Annotated in this window: 23 protein-coding genes and 5 tRNA genes; 6 read left to right on the forward strand and 22 right to left on the reverse strand. The window is 35.9% G+C overall.

Annotated features, from left to right (window positions below):
- Nucleotides 1-3 precede the first annotated feature (3 nt).
- The 17 genes from secE to ACEN25_RS11295 form a co-directional block, all read right to left on the reverse strand.
- Nucleotides 4-201 (reverse strand): preprotein translocase subunit SecE, encoded by a 198-nt coding sequence (secE, locus tag ACEN25_RS11215; protein WP_028377792.1) that lies wholly within the window; start codon nt 199-201, stop codon nt 4-6.
- 107 nt (nt 202-308) lie between these two features.
- Nucleotides 309-381, reverse strand: a tRNA-Trp gene (locus ACEN25_RS11220).
- 96 nt (nt 382-477) lie between these two features.
- Entirely contained in the window at nt 478-1,662 is a 1,185-nt protein-coding gene (tuf, locus tag ACEN25_RS11225; protein ID WP_441803001.1) for an elongation factor Tu, read from the reverse strand.
- A 137-nt stretch (nt 1,663-1,799) separates the two neighbouring features.
- Nucleotides 1,800-1,871: transfer RNA gene (locus tag ACEN25_RS11230), tRNA-Thr, on the reverse strand.
- A 180-nt stretch (nt 1,872-2,051) separates the two neighbouring features.
- Nucleotides 2,052-2,124: transfer RNA gene (locus ACEN25_RS11235), tRNA-Gly, on the reverse strand.
- 38 nt (nt 2,125-2,162) lie between these two features.
- Nucleotides 2,163-2,245 (reverse strand) — tRNA-Tyr (locus ACEN25_RS11240).
- A gap of 93 nt (nt 2,246-2,338) precedes the next feature.
- Nucleotides 2,339-2,412, reverse strand: a tRNA-Thr gene (locus ACEN25_RS11245).
- A gap of 97 nt (nt 2,413-2,509) precedes the next feature.
- Complete coding sequence (locus ACEN25_RS11250) at nt 2,510-2,812, reverse strand: HPF/RaiA family ribosome-associated protein (RefSeq protein WP_028377790.1); 303 nt, start codon at nt 2,810-2,812, stop codon at nt 2,510-2,512.
- Nucleotides 2,813-2,848: 36 nt separating this feature from the next.
- Nucleotides 2,849-3,745, reverse strand: coding sequence for a tyrosine-type recombinase/integrase (locus ACEN25_RS11255; protein ID WP_441803002.1), 897 nt, complete (start codon nt 3,743-3,745; stop codon nt 2,849-2,851).
- Nucleotides 3,746-3,885: 140 nt separating this feature from the next.
- The gene (gene rpsU / locus ACEN25_RS11260) at nt 3,886-4,080 is read right to left on the reverse strand and encodes a 30S ribosomal protein S21 (RefSeq protein ID WP_028377788.1); all 195 of its coding nucleotides are present in this window, start codon (nt 4,078-4,080) and stop codon (nt 3,886-3,888) included.
- 103 nt (nt 4,081-4,183) lie between these two features.
- Nucleotides 4,184-5,353 (reverse strand): acyl-CoA dehydrogenase family protein, encoded by a 1,170-nt coding sequence (locus ACEN25_RS11265; protein WP_441803003.1) that lies wholly within the window; start codon nt 5,351-5,353, stop codon nt 4,184-4,186.
- An 84-nt stretch (nt 5,354-5,437) separates the two neighbouring features.
- Nucleotides 5,438-6,301, reverse strand: a complete 864-nt coding sequence (locus ACEN25_RS11270) for a helix-hairpin-helix domain-containing protein (RefSeq protein ID WP_441803004.1) — start codon at nt 6,299-6,301, stop codon at nt 5,438-5,440.
- A 17-nt stretch (nt 6,302-6,318) separates the two neighbouring features.
- Nucleotides 6,319-8,397, reverse strand: coding sequence for an amino acid carrier protein (locus ACEN25_RS11275; protein ID WP_441803005.1), 2,079 nt, complete (start codon nt 8,395-8,397; stop codon nt 6,319-6,321).
- Between the two features lie 218 nt (nt 8,398-8,615).
- A complete protein-coding gene (locus ACEN25_RS11280; RefSeq protein ID WP_441803006.1) occupies nt 8,616-10,301 on the reverse strand; it encodes an alanine/glycine:cation symporter family protein in 1,686 nt (561 codons plus the stop codon).
- A gap of 91 nt (nt 10,302-10,392) precedes the next feature.
- The gene (locus ACEN25_RS11285; protein WP_441803007.1) at nt 10,393-11,400 is read right to left on the reverse strand and encodes a potassium channel family protein; all 1,008 of its coding nucleotides are present in this window, start codon (nt 11,398-11,400) and stop codon (nt 10,393-10,395) included.
- Nucleotides 11,401-11,402: 2 nt separating this feature from the next.
- A complete protein-coding gene (locus ACEN25_RS11290) occupies nt 11,403-11,630 on the reverse strand; it encodes a PspC family transcriptional regulator (RefSeq protein ID WP_028377783.1) in 228 nt (75 codons plus the stop codon).
- Between the two features lie 54 nt (nt 11,631-11,684).
- A complete protein-coding gene (locus ACEN25_RS11295) occupies nt 11,685-12,977 on the reverse strand; it encodes a DUF2851 family protein (protein ID WP_441803008.1) in 1,293 nt (430 codons plus the stop codon).
- Nucleotides 12,978-13,068: 91 nt separating this feature from the next.
- Here ACEN25_RS11295 and ACEN25_RS11300 point away from each other — a divergent pair, with 91 nt between their 5' ends.
- Nucleotides 13,069-13,596, forward strand: a complete 528-nt coding sequence (locus ACEN25_RS11300) for a hypothetical protein (protein WP_441803009.1) — start codon at nt 13,069-13,071, stop codon at nt 13,594-13,596.
- Here ACEN25_RS11300 and ACEN25_RS11305 read toward each other — a convergent pair.
- The 3 genes from ACEN25_RS11305 to ACEN25_RS11315 form a co-directional block, all read right to left on the reverse strand.
- Entirely contained in the window at nt 13,593-14,573 is a 981-nt protein-coding gene (locus ACEN25_RS11305; RefSeq protein WP_441803010.1) for a PLP-dependent cysteine synthase family protein, read from the reverse strand. The two genes, ACEN25_RS11300 and ACEN25_RS11305, sit on opposite strands and share 4 nt — an antisense overlap.
- Nucleotides 14,574-14,748: 175 nt before the next feature.
- Nucleotides 14,749-15,396, reverse strand: a complete 648-nt coding sequence (locus ACEN25_RS11310; protein ID WP_028377779.1) for a hypothetical protein — start codon at nt 15,394-15,396, stop codon at nt 14,749-14,751.
- Between the two features lie 141 nt (nt 15,397-15,537).
- On the reverse strand, nt 15,538-16,767 hold the full coding sequence (locus ACEN25_RS11315; protein WP_441803011.1) for an ABC transporter permease: 1,230 nt from the start codon (nt 16,765-16,767) through the stop codon (nt 15,538-15,540).
- A gap of 4 nt (nt 16,768-16,771) precedes the next feature.
- On the opposite strand from ACEN25_RS11315, the gene ACEN25_RS11320 reads away from it, so the two are divergent.
- From ACEN25_RS11320 to ACEN25_RS11335, 4 genes are all read left to right on the forward strand, one after another.
- Nucleotides 16,772-18,055, forward strand: coding sequence for an exo-beta-N-acetylmuramidase NamZ family protein (locus ACEN25_RS11320; protein ID WP_441803012.1), 1,284 nt, complete (start codon nt 16,772-16,774; stop codon nt 18,053-18,055).
- A gap of 152 nt (nt 18,056-18,207) precedes the next feature.
- Nucleotides 18,208-18,582, forward strand: a complete 375-nt coding sequence (locus ACEN25_RS11325; RefSeq protein ID WP_441803013.1) for a carboxypeptidase-like regulatory domain-containing protein — start codon at nt 18,208-18,210, stop codon at nt 18,580-18,582.
- Between the two features lie 44 nt (nt 18,583-18,626).
- Complete coding sequence (locus tag ACEN25_RS11330; protein WP_441803014.1) at nt 18,627-19,913, forward strand: serine hydrolase domain-containing protein; 1,287 nt, start codon at nt 18,627-18,629, stop codon at nt 19,911-19,913.
- 108 nt (nt 19,914-20,021) lie between these two features.
- Complete coding sequence (locus ACEN25_RS11335) at nt 20,022-21,572, forward strand: M20/M25/M40 family metallo-hydrolase (protein ID WP_441803015.1); 1,551 nt, start codon at nt 20,022-20,024, stop codon at nt 21,570-21,572.
- 113 nt (nt 21,573-21,685) lie between these two features.
- On the opposite strand, the gene ACEN25_RS11340 is transcribed toward ACEN25_RS11335, so the two are convergent.
- Both ACEN25_RS11340 and ACEN25_RS11345 read right to left on the reverse strand, forming a co-directional pair.
- Nucleotides 21,686-22,672, reverse strand: a complete 987-nt coding sequence (locus ACEN25_RS11340) for a DUF1028 domain-containing protein (protein WP_441803016.1) — start codon at nt 22,670-22,672, stop codon at nt 21,686-21,688.
- Nucleotides 22,673-22,683: 11 nt separating this feature from the next.
- Complete coding sequence (locus ACEN25_RS11345; RefSeq protein ID WP_441803017.1) at nt 22,684-23,181, reverse strand: YkgJ family cysteine cluster protein; 498 nt, start codon at nt 23,179-23,181, stop codon at nt 22,684-22,686.
- A gap of 34 nt (nt 23,182-23,215) precedes the next feature.
- Here ACEN25_RS11345 and ACEN25_RS11350 point away from each other — a divergent pair, with 34 nt between their 5' ends.
- Nucleotides 23,216-23,941: a class I SAM-dependent methyltransferase gene (locus ACEN25_RS11350; RefSeq protein WP_441803018.1), complete on the forward strand. Its 726-nt coding sequence runs from the start codon at nt 23,216-23,218 to the stop codon at nt 23,939-23,941.
- Nucleotides 23,942-24,001: the final 60 nt, after the last annotated feature.

Consider the following 24,001-nt stretch of genomic DNA (forward strand, 5'->3'; position numbering starts at 1 on the left):
GTTTTAAGCTCCTACCAGATTAAAATATGCCTTGATAGCTCTACTAAAAACAGTATCAACACCCCAAATCGCTAACGAGAAAACTATTGTAAACACAGCAACCACAACAGTTAAACGTTGCGCCTCAGAAAGTGGAGTCCAGGTTACGTGATTTTTCAATTCGTTATAAGACTCTTGAATGTAATTAATTAATCCAGCCATATTATTATTTGTGATTTATAAGGCTCTATACCTTTTAAACTAACTACCGCTATTAAATTACGATAGCTTAAATTTCATTAAAAATGATTTAAATTTTAATGATTTTGCACGGGCTGAGAGGCTCGAACTCCCGACACCTGGTTTTGGAGACCAGTGCTCTACCAACTGAGCTAAGCCCGTATTTAAAAGAATAAAATTAACTCCTATCCTCTTAATAAAAATCAAGGCATCCGTAGAAACGGACGCCTTAATCTTATAAATTATAATCCGTAATTACTATAATATTTCAGTTACCTGACCAGCACCTACAGTTCTACCACCTTCACGGATAGCGAAACGTAAACCTACACTCATAGCGATTGGCTGGATTAACTCTACAGTAATTGTTAAGTTATCTCCCGGCATTACCATCTCTACTCCTTCTGGAAGAGCAATGTTACCAGTTACGTCAGTAGTACGAACGTAGAACTGTGGACGGTAGTTATTATGGAATGGAGTGTGGCGACCACCTTCTTCTTTTTTCAAGATATAAACCTCTGCCTTAAACTTAGCGTGTGGCTTAACAGAACCTGGCTTCACAATAACCATACCTCTAGTGATTTGTGATTTTTCAATACCTCTTAAAAGGATACCTACGTTATCACCAGCTTCACCTCTATCTAATATTTTACGGAACATTTCAACTCCAGTAATAGTAGAAGTAAGTTTTTCTGCACCCATACCAATGATCTCAACAGGATCTCCAGTGTTAGCTACACCTGTTTCAATACGACCTGTTGCAACAGTACCACGACCAGTAATAGAGAATACATCTTCGATAGGCATCAAGAAAGGCTTATCAACATCACGAGCAGGAAGTTCAATCCAGTTATCTACAGCTTCCATAAGCTCCATAACTTTATCAACCCATACTTGCTCACCATTTAAAGCACCTAAAGCAGAACCTTGTACAACAGGACCATTATCACCATCATAATCATAGAAACTAAGAAGATCTCTTACTTCCATTTCTACTAATTCAAGTAATTCTTCATCATCAACCATATCCACTTTATTCATGAATACAACGATACGAGGAATACCTACCTGACGACCTAATAGGATGTGCTCACGAGTTTGTGGCATAGGACCATCTGTTGCAGCAACAACCAAAATAGCACCATCCATTTGAGCAGCACCAGTTACCATGTTCTTTACATAATCCGCGTGACCTGGACAGTCAACGTGAGCATAGTGACGGTTAGCTGTAGAATATTCTACGTGTGAAGTGTTAATAGTAATACCTCTTTCTTTTTCTTCAGGAGCGTTGTCAATAGAGTCAAAACTTCTCATTTCAGAAAGACCTGCATTAGCAAGTACAGTAGTAATAGCAGCAGTTAAGGTAGTTTTACCGTGGTCAACGTGCCCTATAGTACCAATATTTAAGTGAGGTTTGGAACGATCAAATGTTGCCTTTGCCATGATTTAAATAATTTTAATCTTAGTTATTATTAGTGTTTAATTTTTAAACTTACCTGACACGCTGATTATAGATTCTTTACTAAACGCAAAAAACCGAGCGTAAAAATACACTCGTTTATTAGCAGCGACTGCTATTGAGCCAACGACGGGATTTGAACCCGTGGCCTCTTCCTTACCAAGGAAACGCTCTACCCCTGAGCTACGTCGGCTTAGAATATACCCTATAAACAAGACCGAAGTCTGAATTACCCAGGGCTGACCTTCTCAGCTAAAGGGCTCATAAAAGCCATAAATGACTACAACCAAAGCCTATCAGATTTGGTTTAATAAAAATTGAAAAATAAATTCTTCAATTTTAATTGTGATTAATTTAATCAACCACAACTTAGAGCGGGAGACCGGGTTCGAACCGGCGACATTCAGCTTGGAAGGCTGACGCTCTACCAACTGAGCTACTCCCGCATAAACTTTTAAATAAATTAAAAGTTTTGCATTAAATGTGGGGAGAGCAGGATTCGAACCTGCGAAGTCGTAAAACAACAGAGTTACAGTCTGTCCTCGTTGGCCGCTTGAGTATCTCCCCAATATTGGTAAATCAATATTTCAAAAAACGCTTTTACCGCGCTTAGCGCAAGTTTAATAAATTCTAAAAGAACTTAAAACTTAGTTTTAAAAGAGCCGATGGAGGGACTCGAACCCACGACCTGCTGATTACAAATCAGCTGCTCTAGCCAGCTGAGCTACATCGGCTTTTATTACTTTTTCAAGTGTAAAAAACTCCGCTATTTCTAACGGAGTGCAAATGTAAAACAAATTTTAGATTGACAAAACCTTTTTTCATTTTTTTTTACGCAACTGCTCTATTTTTTTCCTTATTTCTAATTAATAAACGCTCTAAAGAGCTCGCACAATTATAAGCACCTTCCTCAAAAGACTTAGCTTGTTTTTTAACAATCAACTCGTTACCGGGAATACTCAGTAAAATTTCTACAATTTTGTTATCCCTACCACTAGTTTTCTGAACTTTTAAAAAAATATCAGCATAAATTATCTGATCGTGAAATTGTTCGAGCTTATCCATCTTCTTTTGAATAAAATTGATCAATTTTTGATCTGCTACAAAGTTTGGGGTTTGAACATTTACTTTCATAGGTTTGGGTTTAAAAGTTACTTATTTAGAAATAAATTACTGCTTTTTAATATTGCGAGGATGTGCATTTTTATAAACCTTACCTAGTTCTGCAATACTTGAGTGTGTATAAACTTGAGTTGCAGCCAGACTAGCATGCCCTAACAATTCTTTTACAGCATTTAAATCTGCGCCATTATTAAGCAAATGAGTTGCAAATGTATGCCTGAGCATATGAGGACTCGTTTTTGTTTTTTTAGACGCTTCACTAAAGTAGCGATTTATAATTCGGTAAACAAAGGTTTCATACAATTTATCGCCCTTATCTGTAAGTAACAAATAAGGCAAATCAACAGAACCCCAGCTTACTGACCTTACATTTAAATATTTTTTTAAAATATTCTCCAGCCAATTTATTAAAGGTATTAATCGCTCTTTATTTCTTTTACCAAGCACTTTGACTGTGCCCGTTGAAAAATCTATATCAGAAAGTTTCAAATTTATTAATTCACTTCTACGCATTCCAGTAGCATAAAAGAGCGTTATTATTGTAAAATCTCTGATTGATTTAAAATCATCTGCTTCACCTAAACCCTGGAGAACAGCATTAACTTCACTTTGAGAAAACGGAATCTGAATCTCTTTTTTTATTTTTAAAGATTTATGTTTTGCCAATGGCGAAATTTCAACATCACCTATTTTTTGTAGAAATTTAAAATACGCCTTTAACGAGGCTATTTTTCTATTAATACTCCTGTGAGTTAAATCCCTTTCCGAAAGATGCACGACATAGGCTCTAACATAAGAATAAACAACATCTTTAGCATCTTCAACACCATATAGAACGGCTATAAATTGAAAGAAATCATTTATATCGCCACTATAAGCCAAGATTGTATGTGAACTGTAATTACGCTCAAATTCTAAATAATCTAAAAAGGCTTTTGTGTTCATGATATACTTAAGGAGAGAAAGATACTAAAACAAGAAAAATCCGCTAAGATAAATCTTAGCGGATTTTTTATTTTGTGAAAGAGGATTAGTCTCTCTGTTAATAATCCTATGTAAGAATAAAAACTTACAGACGGAAATTATTAAATATTCTCTTGATCGCGAAGTCCTTGAATATAAGAAGCTTTTTGAATCTCACGTCTTCTAGAAACAGAAGGTTTAGTGAAAGCTTGACGATCACGTAGCTTACGCATTGTTCCCGTTCTATCAAATTTTCTTTTAAAACGCTTCAGCGCTCTATCGATATTTTCTCCGTCTTTTACTGGTATAATTAACATAGTGGTACCTCCTTTCTTTAAAATTCTTTTCAGTTTACAGGCTGCAAATATAATCTAAACTTTAAAACTAACAAGCCTGTTTTTATTTAAATATTATAACAACCTATTTTGCTGCGGGCTTGTATTCTTTTTTATCGATAATCATCTTAGCTATTATCTCTTTTAATATCTCAGATGTACCACCTCCTATAGGTCCTAGCCTACTATCTCTAAACATTCTTGCCAATGGATATTCTTCCATATAACCATAACCTCCTAACATCTGAAGACATTTATAAATAACTTCGTCTGCTATTTTAGTAGAAAGCAATTTAGACATACTTGCCTCTTTAACCACATATTCACCTGTTTTCAGACTATGTGCAATAGTGTAATTAAAAGATTTTACCATTTCAATCTCACTTGCCATTTCTGCCACTGAATGTCTAAGCGCTTGAAATTTATCTATGGTTTTCCCAAAAGCTGTACGCTCTGCCATATAACCCATTGTATACTCTAATGCATACTCTGCACGAGCATGTGCATTAACCCCCATTATTAGGCGCTCTAAAGCAAAATGCTGCATTATATATGAGAATCCTTTGTTCTCTTCTCCCATAAGATTTTCTTTTGGGATTCTTACATCACTAAAAGCAATCTCACCGGTATCTGACGCTCGCCATCCTAATTTGTCAAGTTTTGTAGCACTAATACCTGGTGTGTCTCTATCTACTATAAAAATACTAAGACCTTTATTACCTTTTTCAGGATCTGTTTTAGCAGCTACTATTAAATAATCTGAATAGACACCATTAGTAATAAAAGTTTTAGATCCGTTTAAAATATAATGATCTCCATTAAGAATAGCGGTACTTCGCATCCCAGCAACATCAGATCCTCCAAATGGTTCTGTAATACACAGACACCCTATTAATTCTCCAGTTACACTTGATGTTAAATATTTTTCTTTAATAGCCGGTGTTCCTTCAGCTTTTAAGTGCGTCATCGCTAAGTACGCGTGAGCCCATATTGCTGCAGCAAAACCGCCACTGTTTACACGTTGCAATTCTTCAAGAAAAATTACCGTATAAAAAATATCAAGATCCAGGCCGCCATATTCTTCAGGAGAGGCTAGGCCAAAATAACCCATCTCTCCCATTTTTTTCCAGATAAAACGCTCTATCTGACCTGTCTTCTCCCATTTCTCAATATGAGGAACAACTTCCTTTTGTAGAAATTCTCTAAGACTTTCTCTAAAGAGCTCATGCTCTTCTGAAAAGTTTACATTTTTCATTTATTAAGCTTTATATTGTTAATAGGTCATTGGAAAGGAAGTTTTGCAAGGAGAAATTGCATTATTCTCAAATAAACCTATGTATTACTGGCTGGTTGACAAATATAATTTAATTCGGTCTAATTTGTAAGGGGTTATACCTTCAATTTTAAGTAGTTCATCAAGATTTTTAATTCCCTCATTAAGTATTCGGTAATCTATAATTGATCGCGCTATATCAAATGTCAAAAAAGGTACCGTAGCAAGATCTGAAACATTAGCCTTATTAACGTTAATTAATACGATATCGGGCTTGGTTTTAACTGTAAATTCTTTTTTTACTTCAATAACCTGATTGCGCTTAACATTATATATATCGTATAACTGATTGTCTTCTATAAAACCTCCTATTTTCTTTCTGTATGCTAAAATAAGCCGTGCACTCTCTTCAGTCATTTCTGGCAAACTTATTAAGTTTTCAAATGTGGCTTTATTTAAATCATTTTGAGGTTTGAAAGATTTAAAACTAAAGCTCTTCGTATTTTGAGATGTTTTTGAATTAGTAACCCAATCTGGAAATTTAAAATATGGAGAGATCGCCGCAAGTAAAGAATCTGAAACACCAGTTACTTTTTGAAAATCTTCAGAAGAGTTAATCCACTTACCATTTTTTCGAAAACTGAAAAGTTTATCGAGTTCTTTTGTACTTAATCCCAAAGTATATCCTTTATAATCTGTTATGAAGTTAGGATTGAAAGGATATATTTTCGGTGTGCTTTTTAAAGTTTCTATTTCTTTTAAAGAATCTATGCGCGCCTGATAAATTGCAATATCATCAATAGATTCTAACGAATTTTCTTTTTGAATAGTCCAAAAATAAAAAATCCAACAAGCACTAAGAATTATAACTAAAAGTAAAATCCCACTGCGCTTTTTAGAATCAAGCATCAAGTGGGATTTTAGTTTCATAAATATTTACTATTCGATTAACTTTTCTGTTTAGCTACACGTTGCTTTTTAAACAACTCGTTTGCTTTTAATTTCCTGAAGTATTCCCGTAAATCACTTCTAACCTCTCCACTAAGTATGTATAATCCTATAATATTAGGAAAAGACATAGCCAATATCATCATATCAGAGAAGTCAAGCACTGCACCTAAACTTACAGAAGCCCCTACAACTACAAAGAATAAAAATAATACTTTATATAATAATTCCATCTTTTTGCTTTTACCAAAAAGATAAGTCCATGCACGCATCCCATAATACGACCATGAAATCATCGTAGAGAATGCAAATAAAAATACAGCCGCAGCAAGAACATATGGAAACCACGATATCACACTACCAAATGCATCTGAGGTTAGATCTGCACCTGCAACACCTGTCACCTCGTGCATACCTGTAAATATTAGAACCAATGCTGTTAATGTACAAACAACTACCGTATCAATAAACGGTTCTAAAAGTGCAACAAAACCTTCTGAAGGCGGATGGTTTGTCTTTGCCACACTATGTGCTATAGCTGCAGAACCCACACCTGCCTCGTTAGAAAATGCAGCTCGTTGAAATCCTACAATTAAAACTCCCAGTATACCACCTTTTAAAGCACTTGGACTAAATGCACCATCAATAATTGCGGTAAATGCCGGTCCTATATTTTCAATGTTTATAAAAATAACCGTAAGAGCTCCTAAAACATAAATACCTGCCATAAACGGCACAATTTTTCCTGTAACCTTAGCGATGCTATTTATACCTCCTATAATAACGATACCTACAAGCACAGCTACTATAACCCCAAACCAAAATCCGTTTCCTTCTAATCCTGGAAATTGACCACTTAATATTTCAAAAGACTGGTTTGCCTGAAACATATTTCCACCTCCAAAAGAAGCTCCAATCGCTAATACGGCAAATGCTGTCGCCAGTACTTTTCCAAAACCGCCCATATTGCGCTTTTCAAGACCGTAACGTAAATAATTCATAGGCCCTCCAAAGACACGACCATCAGGTAAAATATCACGATATTTTACCCCTAAAGTACACTCCACAAATTTTGATGACATCCCCAGTAAACCTGCAACAATCATCCAGAACGTAGCACCTGCACCACCTAATGATACTGCTACTGCCACACCTGCTATATTTCCTAAACCTACGGTAGCTGATACTGCAGTTGCCAATGCTTGAAAGTGTGTAATACTACCTGGAGCATTAGGGTCGTCGTACTTTCCTTTTGCTAATTCTAAACTATGCTTAAAGCCTCTGAAGTTGATAAAGCCCATACGCACCGTAAAAAATGCAGCTCCAAATATTAGCCAAACTACAATAAAGGGGATACTATTGGTTTGTTTATCACCATTGGCATAAACTAAAGGTACCGGGTCATCATATATAATTTCACCAAAAACATCTGCATTAGTTTCTATTAGATGCTTTTGATTACTGGCGTTATAGATAATCCCGCCTTCTTCTTCTAAGTGTTTAATTTCACCATTTGCATCGGCTGTAACGCTAATTTTGGTACCATTGCTTTCTGATATTACGGCAATTTCCTGTCCTTTTTTGACTTTTGAACCGTCTTCGACAAGCCATTTTTCTAATGTAAAAACATCTTCAGTATCTGCAGTCCAACCCGGTATAGACACCATTTTTAGATCTGCATAAATTACAGGGTCATACAAATTTAAGGCTGCAAAAGGGTCCCAAAATAAAACCGAGCCCATAGCTGCTACAGCAGGAGTCATCGTACCATTAAAAATTTCGGTAATAGACTCTGCTTCTATTTTAAATTCTTTTGTAATAGAAGTTCCTGCAGCATCAGTCACCTTTACTTGATGGATAACACCTTCGGTAAGAGATTCTGCAGTGTTTGAAGTGAGCGATGTACTTTGATCACTCCATTTATAACTATAAGGCAATTGGCCACCAGAAACTACTATTTTAGCAACACCATCATTAATTTTTGAAGAAGGGTTAAGAATTTCTGCTGTTACTTTTAGATCCTGCGCAAATACCATAACAGGCAATACGAAGACTAAAAAAAATAATTTTTCTTTCATAGCTTTTATTAAGTTCATATAGATTTAGTCAGAAGTTGCAAGATGCTAAAAAAATAGTCTATTACAAAGGCTACAGCCGTTAAAACTGTTGATGTTTCTACATTCTACGAAGAATAATTCAAACAAATCTCTTAGTTATTAAGGATTTATTCAATAAAAAACACCCTCCTTAAAATTACTTAAAGAGGGTGTTTTTAATAATACTTTATTCTGTTTATCTAGCTAATGGCTTCTTTTTTCATTTTAATAGCATCTAAATAACGGCTAAGTTGCCTTTTAACAACGGGAAATAAAAAGAATAAGCCTACCATATTCGGAAAAATCATTGCAAAAATCATTGCATCTGAAAATTGCCAAATAGAGCCCATATTTGCTGCAGCACCTATTACAATAAAGCTTAAGAATAACATTTTATAGACTATATCTGCTACTTTCCCTCTTCCGAAGAGAAACTTCCAGGATTGCAAGCCGTAGTACGACCATGATATCATCGTTGAAACTGCAAATAACACTACGGCAATAGTTAAAAAGATATTTGAAAAAGGAATATATTCATGAAATGCCTTTGAAGTGATACCTGCACCCTCATAAGAAAGTCCATCAATAATAACAGCTCCAGAACCGTCGCCCCCATACTCAAAATAACCTCCAAAATTAAAAATTATAATAACTAAAGCGGTCATTGTACAAATAATCACTGTATCAATAAATGGCTCTAATAAAGCTACCAAACCTTCACTTGCAGAATATTTTGTACGTACAGCAGAGTGAGCAATAGAAGCAGAACCTGCTCCTGCTTCATTAGAAAATGCAGCCCTTTTAAAACCAACTAATAAAACCCCAATAACACTACCTACTCCTATCGCAGTAGGATTAAATGCCTCCTGAATAATTAGGACGATAGCGTCATCTATGAGTGAAAAATTCGAACCAATAATATATATACACGCTACTAAATACATAATAGCCATAAATGGCACAACCTTTTCAGTAACCTGAGCAATGCGTTTAATACCTCCTATGATAATAACACCTACAAGAATTGCAATTACAATACCTATCGAGAATCCTGCACCCGTACTTTCTAAATTAAAAAGTTCTTTTAAAACTATTGTTGCCTGATTGCTCTGAGCAGCGTTACCCCCACCAAAAGAACCACCCACACAAAAAACAGCAAATATTACTGCTGCTATTTTTCCTAAAGTTGCAAAGCCTTTTTCTTTTAAACCTTTAGTTAGATAGTACATTGGCCCACCGTAAACGGTACCATCTTCACCTACATCTCTGTACTGAACACCTAAGGTACATTCTACAAATTTAGTTGACATACCCAGAAGACCGCAAACAACCATCCAGAAAGTTGCACCGGGACCACCTAAAGCAATTGCTAATGCTACACCGGCAATATTACCATTACCTACGGTACCTGAGACCGCAGTTGCTAAAGCCTGAAAATGACTTACTTCACCAGCGGAAGATTCATCACGAATAGTATCTACGATATCACCATCTATAGCCAGATCGCCGTCCAGATTTTCTATATGCTCCTCGAGATTAACTTTATTTAAGTCAACCCCGTTTGCTATACCATCTTCCCCATAGAGTAATTTAGCCCCGTGATTTTCAATATCTTCATACTTACCACGTACCGTTTGTATGGCTCTCCAAAAATATCTGAAGTTTGGAAAACCAAAATATAATGTAAAGAATACTGCACTAAATACTAAAAGAATAAGTACAAAAGGAATTCCAAAAACATTAAAGAAAATAATATTGAAGAAAAAATCTGATATGGGTGCAAATGCCTGATCAATTTGCTGGTCTATGCCTACTTCGGTTACTTCTTGAGCAGACATGTTAAATGCAGATAAAAGCAAGAAACTTGCAATGGAAAGGTGTTTCATAAATTGGAAAAAACATTAAATTAAAAATAGAGTACTATCAAGTATTTGACAGGTTTATCTAATTACTCTTCACGATTTAGTAAACATACTACTAAATCGCAAATTCTTTATGTAAATTTTCAATCTGTTCAGGTCTTCCAATTACAATTAATTTTGAATCTTTTTCTAAAAGCATAGAAGCTTCAGGATTGATAACATAATCTCCCTGTGGAGATTTATAGCCTATAATTGAGCATCCGGTTCTATTTCTAAGATCAATGTCTCTAATGGTGCGCGTAACATGGTCTGGACATACGGCTTCATAGGTTATCTCTTGAACATTAACCCTCCCAGCAGTTGTTACCTGTAAATTATCTAAAAATTCAACTAAATCGGGCACAACCACTAAAGAAGCCATGTGGTCACCCCCTATTTTATCGGGCATAATAACATTATCGGCTCCGGCAAATTTTAGTTTTCGATACGTGGTTTCTTCAGAAGCACGACTAATAATTTTCATAGCGGTATTCATTTGACGCGCAGAAAGCACCACAAATAAATTATCAGAATCATCTGGCAATGCAGATATCAATGTAGAAGCACGCTTAACCCCTGCTTCTATAAGCACCTCATCTTCATTAGCATTTCCTAAAATAAAGGGCATTTCTTCAGATTGAAATCTGTTAACGATTTCTTCATCCCGCTCTATTACGACAAAAGATCTTTTATAGGTTGTAAGTTTTTGAACAGCTTGTTTACCATTACGACCATAACCTACAACTATAACGTGATCTTTTAGATTATCTATTATCTTTTGCACTCTGCGCTTTTTTAATAATTCTACATTACTGCGTTTTAAAATATATTCTGTAATTACCGAAATTGCATAACCCAGTACAATTACACTAACCAAAATTAAAAGTACCGTAAATAATTTTGCCGTATCATTTAAGGGTTGCACTTCTCCAAATCCTACTGTACTTATGGTTATTATAGTCATATAAACCGCATCTACCCAGGTGTAAAACGCTAAAAACCGAAATCCCAATATTCCTAAACACAGCGTGCCTATAAGCAGTAGAATAGCTACGTAAAATCTATTTTTTAAAATATTTCTCATTCTTATAAATCAAACACAGAAGTGCGTTTTGTATAAACAAGATCTTTTAATTTTAACCAGAAAGCTAAAACTAAATACACAGCAAATCCTAAACCTGCGGTGGCAAATGATAAATAGATAAAAAACAAACGTACATTTTTTGCTCTAATCCCCATTCGATCTGCGAGCCGGGACGAAACATAAAACCCGTTGCGTTCAAAAAAGTGCCTAATATTAAATATTAACTTCATTTTAAAAGTGCTGTAGTACGTGCAAATTACTAAAATTAACCGTGTAAGATTAACTTATCCTCTGTTGAGTATAGAATTCCCTATTTGGCACGAAAGACATCTGTTGAGGTTACAGTAATTTTTCTTAAGTTCAATAAATGCCTGAGTATTTAATGCATGATGCTTTAGAGGCTTTAAATTATGAAAACCTGAAACTATAGAATTTTTCTCACTAGGAATTGAAGTAATTAATTCTAAAAGGTTCTCTTCAATTATAATTCCCTGAGCTTTTGCAAAAGCAAATTTGACGGGTATAATAGAATTTATAATTAGTAAATCTATAAAAGCCGGCGTCAATTTTTTAATACGTTTTTTATGTGTTTTATTGAAATTGTAATGCGTTTGCCAGTACGTTGAAGTTTCAATCGCAAATAGTGACTGTAATTCTTTACGGGTTTTAGCTGCATTTATCTGAGCAAAAATAGTTGTGTGTTTCTCATACAATTGCGCAAGTTGTGATAAGCGTATTGTAGGAAAATTAGGAGGTCTCAACTTAAAAAACTGAATTGTATGGTGTAAAGAATCTTTTAAATCAAACTTACTTTTATTAAATTGAAAATCATTAAACCAGCTTTCTGTTTGCGCATCCAGTTCACCTGAAGTTTTTAAAAGACCACATATACCTAAAAAGACAGCTTCTAACTGATTGTTAGCGACAGCTAATTTACGAATTGTTTTAAACGGAATTACCAATGCGATTTCCTCAAAAGCATCCGCATTTACAACGGTCCCAAAATTGCGGGCGAGCATAGCAAAAAGAACAGCTTCCCAATCACCCTTTTGAAGCATTAACAACCGTTCTACCTCTAAAACTTTTCGTTCTAACCGTTCAAAATATATTCGCTCGAGCCAATTCTGTACTAGGAGGTCAGAAACCTCAGCAAAGTCTGCTTCGCAGTTAATAAACTTATAATTCTTAGTCTCTAAAAGTTTTTGATAGTTTAATAGTATCTGCTTGCCTATAATTTTATTCAGCTCTAATGTAGGTATGGGTTGATTAGAAACATCATAAACTTCACAATCTGCCTCCCAGACCACATGCAAAATCACATTATTAAAGGCAGAATCTTGCTCATGATTGTGCAGAAACCAATCTGAACTGCGTACATGAATTTCAATATTACCTGCCCAAAGCTGATTATTAATACGTATTTGTGCATTAAAGAAATCTGGACCGGAAAGCTGATTGTGGGTTCCGGGATTTATAATTTCAATAATCTCATTAGAAGTTGTTAAAAGAGATTGCGACGTTGCGGCATTACCCAACTTTCTAAATTTCCATAAGTAATGAAGTAATGCTTCTTTCATTCTTATAAATGTAATTAAAATTTAGCATAACCTTAATAACATCAACCGCTCGTGCTTCTTAATTTTAAAAAAAAACCAAAGAAACAATTCTATGAAAAAATCAATTTTTATACTTAGTCTGGCCACAACATTAGTCATTTCATCTTGTGTAAACCGAAAAACAAATAGCGATGAAATGAGGCTTGAAGACAAAACCGAAAAAATAGCTGAAGACGGCACCACCCAGGTTGAACTAAGTGATGCGTCAACTAATCAAAAAGATCTCGCTGAAATAAATAGCGCTAAAAATCAGATAAATAAATACTTTGATGCCTTAAATGAAGGGGATGATATGAAAGCTTATGAAGCAATGTCAATCACTAGTGATCGAGGTACTAGAAGTGATTTTTCAGATAAGCATGCTAATATAGAGACAGTAACGGTAACTTTTACAGAAACCGAAAAAGCCACAGTTACAACTCAAGATAATGGTACAAACATCAAGTTGCCGCTACGTTATACAATTAAAACTAAAGATGGTAATTCTGAAACCTATAATGGCTATGCAACCATCTCTAAAAATGGAGAAGATGAAGATTATAAAATAGAACGGTTAAACGCATCTAAAGAAGATATTTAATCAATAAATCCTTTTTCACGCATCCAATCGTCATTATACATTTTACCAACATAGCGGCTACCGTGATCGTGAAAAAGGACTACTACCACGTCATCTTTTGTAAAATGTTCTTTTAGTTGAAGCAATCCTTTTATAGCTGCACCGGCAGAATTACCTAAAAAGAAACCTTCTTCTTTAGATAAGCGTTGTGTGTAAACCGCAGCATCTTTATCTGTGACTTTTGTAAAACCGTCAATAACCTTAAAATTCACATTTAGCGGCAGAATATCTTCGCCTATCCCTTCCGTAATGTAAGGGTAGATCTCATTTTTATCAAATATTCCAGTTTCGTGGTATTTCTTAAAAACCGAACCATAGGTATCAACACCCCAAACTTTTACGTTTGGGTTTTTCATTTTAAGATAAGAACCTACTCCAGAAATGGTACCACCGGTACCTACCCCTACAACAAAATGAGTAATTTTACCATCTGTTTGCTCCCAGATCTCGGGTCCCGTAGATTCAAAATGCGCTTTACAATTGCTGGGATTGTCATATTGATTTACGTACCAGGAGTTAGGTGTCTCTTCAGCAAGACGTTTTGAAGTACTGTAGTAAGACCTGGGATCATCTGGCTCTACATCTGTAGGGCAAACAATTACCTCGCTCCCTACAGCTTTTAAAATATCTACTTTCTCTTTACTCTGTTTATCTGAAATGACGCAAATCATTTTATAGCCTTTTACAATAGCTACAAGCGCAAGCCCCATTCCTGTATTGCCAGAAGTACCTTCAATAATAGTACCTCCCGGTTTTAGAATCCCGGCTGCCTCTGCATCTTCAACCATTTTAAGAGCCATTCTATCTTTTACAGAATTTCCGGGGTTAAAAGTCTCGTATTTGGCTAAAACCAAACAAGGCAGTTCTGCAGTAAGTTTATTGAGTTTTACAAGCGGTGTATTACCAATTGTTTCTAGAATATTCTGGGCGTATTGCATAAAAATCTACTTAGGGTCGCAAGTTATAATTTTAATAAATTTCTACATATTACTCACTCACACTATTTATTCCGAAAAAATTAAAGAGAGAAAATCATTTAAAATGAGAATTAACAAGACTTTTTAATTACTAAATTTTGGGCTTTTAGGATCGTAATTCTTTAAGGCGACTAAGTTATTTTATTGTCAAGACCTTCTTTTTCTTAGTTTTACGTATCCAATATAGAATACTAAACGTTCCTAATACTGAAGGTAAAACCCATACCGCAACACCGGGAATACTTAAACCGGCAACTAGAAATGCCGTTACTGAAGCGATGTAAGCTCCCATTATTTTTCCTATATGTTGCACAAGCCAGGCAGTTTTGGTCTTTCTTGGATTTTTTAGAAAACGAATATCTGTAGTACAGATTATCAGCCCAATTATACCAAAATAGACATATAAAAAGGAAACCTCAGCAAATGCTAAACTCCCATAAACCATCATAAAAAGCGAAATTAAAATCATAAGACCCGTAATTAGCCAGTCTACCTTAGACACCTCAACTTTAATTGATTTAAATCTTAATGCCCGTTTGCCTACGATTACCATATAAATTGTAAACAAACCTATTAAGAACAAAAATTGATTTTTATGACCCGGCATACATGCTACAGGCAATGAGATTCCTGAACTCACAAGCATTCCTATCGCAAACCAGTTGCCTGCTTTTTTGTGAAGTTTACTTCCTTTCTTAACCACAAAACTTAGCGTCCCGGCGATTAAACCTATAGCTCCGAAAAAAGCGTGAATGTAAATAGCGATTGTAATTGTAGTTTCCAATTTTATAAATGTATTGATTAGCGTGTCAAAGATGTACCACTAATCACAGTTTGAAAATTAGAAATTACTCAGTTGTCAAAAACAACCACCCGATTGTAATATCACTAGAAAATTTCCGCGAATGCTAGATTAAAATAGGTCTTAATTAAATTTAATAGTCTTTACAGGAGAAATACGTGTGATTACATAAGATGGCACCAGAAGCATTACAGCACATAAGAAGAAAGTACCCACATTAAGTAGCACTATATAGTACCAGTGTATATAGACAGGCGCTTCACTCACATAATAAGTTTCGGGATTTAATGTTATAATACCGAAATATTTTTGAAGCAGTAATAAGCCTATACCAATAATGTTACCCCAGAATAAACCTATACCTACCAGATAAAGTGCATTGTACATAAATATTTTACGTATGCTCCAATTGCTGGCTCCTAAAGCTTTAAGAATACCTACCATAGGTGTTCGCTCTAAGATAAGCACGAGTAAAGCGACAATCATATTAATACCGGCTACAATAATCATCACTACGATAATAAGTGCGATATTAAAATCAAATAACGATAACCATTCAAAAATAGAATAGTACTTTTTTGTGATTGTCATAGAATTTAAGAACGAACCCGTATTCTCAAAAACCTCGTTTCCTATAGCATCAAGACGATCAAAATCTGAAACAAATACTTCAAATGCACCCACTTGATTGTCATCCCATTTATTTAGTTTTTGAATATGTCGTATATCTGCAAATATGAAACTCTCATCAAATTCCTGAAAACCGCTATCATAAATTCCTACTATATCAAAACGTCGATTTAAAAATCCGCCATCTTCTTTTAAGAAAAACACGATCACTTTATCTCCATTTTTAAACCCTAAACGTTTAGCCTGGTAATTACTTACTAAAATCTCTGTGTTTAGCCCTGCATTATAATCTGGAATTCGCCCCTCAATAAGAAAATCTTTCATATAATCCCAGCGATAATCTGCTCCTACACCTTTTACGATTATTCCTTCAAAATCTGTAGGAGTTCGTATTACCCCTGCTTTCGTGGCTGTAGCCTGAATGTGGCTTACATCGGGTACGGCTGTAAATTGAGGATAGAAAGGTTGATCTTTAGGTATGGGGTTTAAGGTAATATCACTGTTATTACCATCAAACTGAGAGATGATAATATCGCCATTAAAGGCCGAAACTTTTTCTCGTATCTTTTGTTGCAGACCTACTCCGGTAGCGATGGTTATCATCATCATCACCATCCCCAAAATAATTGCAATTATGGCGATTTTTATAATAGGAGTTGAAGCAGTACTTTTATACTTCTTTGCGCCAATTATGCGTTTAGCTGTAAAATATTCAAAATTCAATCGTATGGCGTTTTATTCGCTCAAAAGTACCTTTTTTTTAGTTTTTGTGTTTGCAATTTCCTGTGGAAACGGTCAACAATCAAAAACAAGCACAATACCATTAGAATTAAAAAATACGTCAGCGCGTGCTTTGACTACCCTCACTCCTACCGAACCCTCAAAACTTATTATAGGAGCTAATCGTACAGAAGCTTATCTGCCACTCCTTAAAAACAAACGAATTGCCATAGTGGGGAATCCAAGCTCACTTATCTTAAAAGGAGAACAACAGGATGGTACTCAAATCTATACACATCTTGTTGATTCACTACTAAGTCTTAATCAACATATTATAAAAGTATTTTCTCCAGAACATGGTTTTAGAGGTACCGCAGATGCTGGTGAAGTAGTTAAAAATGGAAGAGATCCTAAAACAGGTCTTGAGGTTACTTCATTATATGGAAACCATAAAAAGCCAAAACCAGAACAGTTAGCGGGTATAGATATTCTTGTTTTTGATATTCAGGATGTGGGAGTTCGTTTTTATACCTACATAGCCACATTGCATTATGTTTTAGAAGCTGCTGCAGATGCGGGTATTGAGGTATTGGTTTTAGACCGGCCTAATCCTAACGGAAGTTATGTAGATGGACCTGTTATGGAGGCGACGCACACCAGTTTTCTGGGTATGCACGCAGGAGTACCATTAGTACACGGTATGACCATAGGTGAGTATGCCACAATGATGACTCAAGAAGGTTGGTTAAAAACCACCAAACCAGTAAAACTAACCGTTATTCCCATGCAAAATTACAGTCACAGCTTGCCGTATTCATTACCAGTACGACCATCACCTAATTTACCTAACAATCAATCTGTTATGTTGTATCCCAGCCTTGGTTTATGTGAGGGTACAGCACTTAATGCAGGTCGTGGCACCGAAATGCAATTTCAAATTATAGGTTCACCATATTTACCTGCTTCAAAATACAAGTTGAGCTATAAGCCTGTACCTAACTTTGGCTCTAAAAGCCCCAAATTTAATGGTGAGGTTTGTAATGGTTTAGACCTAAGAGAAATTTCTAATTTGCGCGAAGTAAACCTTACTTATATTATTGACGCGTATGCAAATTACTCAAAGAAAGATGCATTCTTTAACACAGCCAATTTCACTGCCCACGCAGGTACCGCAAAACTTCAGAAGCAAATAGAAAGCGGTGTTTCATTTAGTGAAATTAAAGCCGGGTGGTCACAAGATTTAGAACGTTTCAAACAAATACGTTCTAAATATCTGCTTTACAAAGAGTAAATTTTGAACTTTTAATTTTAAAATTCAATCCTATTTTAACTTAATTATTTTCAATATTAATTACGCAAACGATATATATTTCTGTATTTTTAATATCTATTTTTTTAAAAGCTTCTTAATGAAGCACATTTAAGTTTAAAAGTAAGGCAGAAATGAAATCGTTTATAGTCATTATTTGTTTAGTATTTACGTCTACATTTTACGGACAACGTTTGTATGGCACCATAACAGATCTTAAAACTGAAGAACCCATCGCAGGGGTAAATGTTTTTATAAAATCTATTAAGAAAGGTGTTACCTCAAAAAATAACGGAGTATTCTATTTTGAGCAAGCAAATGGGGTTAAGCAGGAAGACACAATTCTTTTTAATATGGTAGGATATCAAACATTGAGTCTTACATTGAGAGAGTATCAATCCCAAAATAATGAGATAAAATTATCTCAAGAAAAAATAAACACTAAAAATTCAAGCTCTTCAGGAAAAATAATAACCTTAGGCGCATCATCGCACAAAACCTCTAAATAAAACTTATTTTTTCGACATAATAATAATGCTTTCAATTATATAATATGAAATTTAAAATACACAAATACGCCTTTTATGGGGCGTTATTTTTTTGCCTTAATCTGGCAGCTCAACAAAATCAGATCCTCTTACCTACTGCCAACCCCGACAAAGAAGGGATGAGTGCACAACATTTATCTTATATAGATTCTATGGCTGTTTCTGCTATTAAGAATAATGAAATACCAGGAATTGTAGCTCTGGTTGCTAGAAATGGCAAGCTTGTTTATCACAAAGCCTTTGGCACTTCAACATCAGATAATAAAGAACTCAAGAAAGACGCTATTTTTAGAATTGCCTCACAGACTAAAGCAATCACTTCAACAGGAGCAATGATTTTATGGGAACGTGGTAAATTTCAATTAGACGATCCTATAAGCAAATACATTCCAGAATTTAATGATGCTCAGGTATTAGATAGTTTATTACCAGATGGCAGCTACACCACACATCCTGCTTCAAATCCCATTACAATAAGACATTTATTAACCCATACTTCGGGCATAGGTTATGGCAGTATAGACAGTGACCCCAGATTTAGAAAAATTTATGCAGATGCAGGTATTATAGATGGTTTTACTACAAAACCGGTAACACTTGCAGAAAACGAACCAAAATTGGCAAAACTACCCTTGCATCATAATCCCGGTGAAAACTGGGTATACAGCGAAGGCGTTGATGTTGTAGGCTATTTGATTGAACTATTAAGCGGCCAGCCCTTAGATGAGTTTTTAAGAAAAGAAGTTCTAGACCCTTTGGGTATGCACGACACCTGGTTCTATTTACCAAAAGCCAAACAAGATCGTCTCGTTGCAATACAATCTCTTGACGAGAATAACAAATGGGTAGATGCTAAGGCTACAGATTTTTTTGAACCAGATTATCCTATAAAAGGTGCTAAGACGTTCTTTGCGGGTGGCGCAGGCCTTTCAAGTACTATAACAGACTATGCACAATTTTTACAAATGTATCTTAACGGTGGATCTTTAAACGGAAAACGCATTCTAAGCCCTTCTACAGTAGCTGTTATCTTAAGTAATCAAATGGGTGATATCTGGGCAGATCAGGGAGCGGGTCACGGCCTGGCTTTTAAAGTAATTGAAGAAGCCGGTTCTAAAAAAGGTGGTCAGGGAAGTGCCGGGACTTTTGAATGGGGCGGCTATTTTAACACACAATATTTTGCAGATCCTGTAGAGAATATTATCGGTATTATAATGAAGCAAACCGTAAATGGTAAAGATGAAACTCCGTGGAAGTTTAGAAACATTGTATTCTCCTCAATAGCAAATTAAGTTTGTAAATCTGTTAAAGAACAACCGTCCTTGATAAAACCTTAGCTGCTAAGTGTTTTATTAAAAACGGTTGTTTTATTTTTAAGACATAACTAACACACTATTTTAATGAAAAAAAACTTTTATCTACCAGTTTTAGGTCTAATGATGAGTACAGGTATTTTTGCTCAAAATCAGCAGGAAACTGTAAAAAGTATTGTAGATGAAGCTACAACAAACTCGCAACTCAAATTACTAGCCCATCAATTACTTGATGTTGTAGGACCGCGACTTGTAGGTTCTCCAGAAATGAAACAAGCTCACGACTGGGCAGTTAATACCTATACAGACTGGGGCATCCCTGCAGAAAATGAGCAATGGGGAGTATGGAAAGGCTGGGACCGCGGTATCACACATATAGATTTAGTAAGCCCGCGTAGTGTAAGTCTTGAAGGTATGCAACTTGCGTGGAGTCCTTCGACATCGTCAAAAGGTGTAGAAGCCGAAGTGGTAATACTTCCAGAGGCAAAAGACTCGATAAGTTTTCAAAATATGCTTGCTCAGGTAAAAGGAAAATTTGTCTTAATTTCTATGCCACAGCCTACCGGAAGACCAGATGATAACTGGGAAAAATGGGCAACACCAGAATCATTTGAAAAAATGAAAAAAGATAGAGAAGCTCAAAACGATGCCTGGAATACACGTATTAAAACAACCGGATATTCTTCTCGCGAACTCCCTAAAATACTTGAGAAAGCAGGGGCTGTAGGTGTAATTACTAGCAACTGGTCTAGAGGTTTTGGAGTAAACAAAGTATTTTCTGCTTACACTGATAAAATACCTATGGTTGATATCGCATTAGAAGATTATGGCCTATTATACCGTCTTGCAGATTATGGTGACAAACCTACTATAAAGGTGATAGCAGAATCCAAGAATATGGGAGAAGCGCCTACTTTTAATACAATTGCTCAAATTAAAGGAACTGAAAAACCAGAAGAATATGTAATTCTATCAGCACATTTTGATTCTTGGGATGGCGCACAGGGAGCCACAGATAATGGTACCGGTACACTTGTTATGATGGAAGCTATGCGTATTCTTAAAAAAGTATATCCTAACCCAAAACGTACTATACTCGTAGGACATTGGGGAAGCGAAGAACAAGGTCTTAACGGCTCTCGCTCATTTGTAAAAGACCACCCAGAGATTGTTGAAGGTGTACAAGCCGTATTTAATCAGGATAACGGGACTGGTCGTGTAGCAACGATTTCGGGCAACGGTTTTTTAAACGCTTATGATTATCTCGGAAGCTGGTTAAACGCAGTACCTGATGAAGTTGCGAGTATAGAAACTAATTTTCCGGGAGCTCCGGGGCGTGGAGGTTCTGACTATGCTTCCTTTGTAGCTGCTGGCGCACCGGCATTCAATTTAAGTTCGCTAAGCTGGGATTACTGGAATTATACATGGCACACTAACCGTGACACCTATGACAAAATCGTTTGGGACGATGTGCAAAATAATGTAATCCTTACCGCAGTTTTAGCCTATATGGCAAGTGAAGATGAAGATAAAACTTCCCGTGAACAAATTGTTTTGCCTATAAACAAAAGAACCGGAGAGCAAATGACCTGGCCTGAGGCTAGAGATAGTACACGCCGTGGCGGACTAGATGATTAAGTTCTAAATCAAAGACCTATTTTTTAAAATAAAATCCCCGAAGAGAATTCTCCGGGGATTTTTAATTTAATTATCTACTAATTTTTTTTCAGTTGAACATTAATGTATTTAATCTATAGGTTTTGAATTTCCTTAACCTGTTCTTCACTCACCGTTAGCAGTCCCGGTTTAACTAAACGGCCTATCATCTCTCTCCAGTTTTCATTTTGCTCAAAAATACCTTTGAATATAGGTTTAGATTCTTCTAACTGACCGTCATTTGCCATAGCAACTGCTTTCCAGAATTTCATTTCAAGATTATCAGGAAACATGGTTTCAGCAGTACCGTATTGTTTTAAAGCTTCGGGCATATCGCCTGCTTCAACGGCCAGATCTCCATTATTCATATACTCATAAGCACGAGCCACTTTCAGTAATCGATCAAGTTCTTCAATAGGATTCTCGTGATCATCTACACGTAAATTAATCTTATATTCTTCCCACGCGTTTTCAACTAAATCAGGACCCACTACGATTATTGCTGCACTTTGCTTTCCGCGGATATCACCACCGGCCTGCTCTGCCGCTTTTAAAACCGCAACCATACGTTCTGCCAGCGGCAGAGTTTCATTTTCTTTAAAAGCTTTTTCCATCGCAGGAACCGTTTTATCAGTCAACATCATATTTGCCTGTACCGAAAAATTATCACCGGTAATCTGATCTGCATAAATCACACATTTTGCACCGGTGTATGCTGAAGCTGTTCCGTTGACATCTAGAAAAGCCACCTGGCGGTAGGCTTTGCCTTCATCTTCGGCAATAAGTTGCTCTAGTGCTTTTTCTGCAGACAGGCCATCCTGCATTAACTTTAATCCTTTAGGCCCATACGCAGGATTTACAAAAGACTGGGTCGCTACTACGCCTACCCCACTCTTTCCCCAGGAGACTAAAGAGCCTACACTAAACCAGTGGCTTTGAACAGCAACTGCCATCTCACCGGTTTTTGCATCTCTGGCTACTATTGAAAAGGTGTGCGCAAATGCACTTTTATCTGCTGGAATAATTTGACTATACCCAACTGCTGTTAGTAGTAAAATTAAAAAGGTAAATACTGTTTTCATAGCTTCTATTTTTATTTCAATTTAATGCGTTCTTTCATTTTCTCGACAATATTATAGGCTGCGGGACATACCGGAATATTCTTAAGTGTGATATTTGTAATCTGTTGAAATTTCTTTCGGTCTGTATGCGGGAATTCGGCACAGGCTTTTGGCCGAACATCGTAAATCATACAGTAATTATCTGACCCTAAAAAGGTACACGGCACGCTTTGTAAGACATAATCTTTGTCTTCGTCTATGCGCAAATAGGTATCTATAAACTGCACATCTTTCATTCTAAAATGTTTTGCAATGCGGCTTATGTCTCTATCTGTAAAGAGCGGACCGGTAGTTTTGCAGCAGTTTGCACATTCAAGACAATCTGTTTGCTTAAATTCTTCTTCGTGCAAATCCTGCATTTGATAATCTAAATCCTTTGGCGGCTTACGCTTCAGTTTTTTAAAATAGGTAGCATTTTCTTTATGCTTATCTTTGGCAAGATTGGGTAACTGCTCAATAAATTCATCCATACCACAAAAATAAGTAAATAAACGGCCTCATTATATGCTGAAAAAAGATTCTGAAAACCCTGATATTTTTGGCAGGGCACTACTTGATTTTTACAATAATAATTATACAGAAGACATCACAGTAATTTCTTCATTAACCGAAGATGACGTGATACCTGTACCCTATCTTTTTAGATCGTATGCAGAAATGCCCGACCTCGAACAAAAGGCATTAGATCTGACTACAGGAAAAACTCTTGATATAGGCTCCTGTGCAGGGAGTCACGCGCTATACTTACAGAATAAAGGTATTGATGTAATAGCGCTAGATCAATCTACAGGAGCTATTGAAGTATGTAAGAAAAGGGGCATACATAAAACAATACAGGCCGATATACGTGACTATTCTAAAGAAAAATTTGACACGCTGCTCTTAATGATGAATGGTACCGGTATTTTTCAGCGATTAGAATTTGTACAGGACTATCTCAAACATTTGGAGCTTCTTTTAAATGATTCTGGCCAAATTCTGGTAGATTCTTCAGACATCGCTTTTATGTATGAAGAGGAAGACGGGAGTTATTGGCGCGATGCAACTCGGGATTACTATGGCGAAGTAACTTTTAAAATATCTTATAAAAATAAAACCTCTAAATCATTTGACTGGCTCTATCTTGATTTTGAAACTTTAAAAAAAGAAGCTTTAGCAATAGGTTTAGTATGTGAGAAAATTGCAGACGGGCCACATTTTGAATACCTCGCCAAGCTTACGAAACCTTAAATAGAATAGTTACGTAAATTATTTGAAGAAGATTATAATTACAAAACCCTAATATTCAAA

It is taken from the genome of Leeuwenhoekiella sp. W20_SRS_FM14 (assembly GCF_052119605.1).
GTDB lineage: Bacteria > Bacteroidota > Bacteroidia > Flavobacteriales > Flavobacteriaceae > Leeuwenhoekiella.

Bases quoted from the DNA above. Each gene is read 5' to 3' on its own strand.
- secE (WP_028377792.1), bottom strand. From the start codon at position 201: ATGGCTGGATTAATTAATTACATTCAAGAGTCTTATAACGAATTGAAA.
- tuf (WP_441803001.1), bottom strand. From the start codon at position 1,662: ATGGCAAAGGCAACATTTGATCGTTCCAAACCTCACTTAAATATTGGT.
- ACEN25_RS11250 (WP_028377790.1), bottom strand. From the start codon at position 2,812: ATGAAAGTAAATGTTCAAACCCCAAACTTTGTAGCAGATCAAAAATTG.
- ACEN25_RS11255 (WP_441803002.1), bottom strand. From the start codon at position 3,745: ATGAACACAAAAGCCTTTTTAGATTATTTAGAATTTGAGCGTAATTAC.
- rpsU (WP_028377788.1), bottom strand. From the start codon at position 4,080: ATGTTAATTATACCAGTAAAAGACGGAGAAAATATCGATAGAGCGCTG.
- ACEN25_RS11265 (WP_441803003.1), bottom strand. From the start codon at position 5,353: ATGAAAAATGTAAACTTTTCAGAAGAGCATGAGCTCTTTAGAGAAAGT.
- ACEN25_RS11270 (WP_441803004.1), bottom strand. From the start codon at position 6,301: ATGAAACTAAAATCCCACTTGATGCTTGATTCTAAAAAGCGCAGTGGG.
- ACEN25_RS11275 (WP_441803005.1), bottom strand. From the start codon at position 8,397: ATGAAAGAAAAATTATTTTTTTTAGTCTTCGTATTGCCTGTTATGGTA.
- ACEN25_RS11280 (WP_441803006.1), bottom strand. From the start codon at position 10,301: ATGAAACACCTTTCCATTGCAAGTTTCTTGCTTTTATCTGCATTTAAC.
- ACEN25_RS11285 (WP_441803007.1), bottom strand. From the start codon at position 11,400: ATGAGAAATATTTTAAAAAATAGATTTTACGTAGCTATTCTACTGCTT.
- ACEN25_RS11290 (WP_028377783.1), bottom strand. From the start codon at position 11,630: ATGAAGTTAATATTTAATATTAGGCACTTTTTTGAACGCAACGGGTTT.
- ACEN25_RS11295 (WP_441803008.1), bottom strand. From the start codon at position 12,977: ATGAAAGAAGCATTACTTCATTACTTATGGAAATTTAGAAAGTTGGGT.
- ACEN25_RS11300 (WP_441803009.1), top strand. From the start codon at position 13,069: ATGAAAAAATCAATTTTTATACTTAGTCTGGCCACAACATTAGTCATT.
- ACEN25_RS11305 (WP_441803010.1), bottom strand. From the start codon at position 14,573: ATGCAATACGCCCAGAATATTCTAGAAACAATTGGTAATACACCGCTT.
- ACEN25_RS11320 (WP_441803012.1), top strand. From the start codon at position 16,772: ATGGCGTTTTATTCGCTCAAAAGTACCTTTTTTTTAGTTTTTGTGTTT.
- ACEN25_RS11325 (WP_441803013.1), top strand. From the start codon at position 18,208: ATGAAATCGTTTATAGTCATTATTTGTTTAGTATTTACGTCTACATTT.
- ACEN25_RS11330 (WP_441803014.1), top strand. From the start codon at position 18,627: ATGAAATTTAAAATACACAAATACGCCTTTTATGGGGCGTTATTTTTT.
- ACEN25_RS11335 (WP_441803015.1), top strand. From the start codon at position 20,022: ATGAAAAAAAACTTTTATCTACCAGTTTTAGGTCTAATGATGAGTACA.
- ACEN25_RS11340 (WP_441803016.1), bottom strand. From the start codon at position 22,672: ATGAAAACAGTATTTACCTTTTTAATTTTACTACTAACAGCAGTTGGG.
- ACEN25_RS11345 (WP_441803017.1), bottom strand. From the start codon at position 23,181: ATGGATGAATTTATTGAGCAGTTACCCAATCTTGCCAAAGATAAGCAT.
- ACEN25_RS11350 (WP_441803018.1), top strand. From the start codon at position 23,216: ATGCTGAAAAAAGATTCTGAAAACCCTGATATTTTTGGCAGGGCACTA.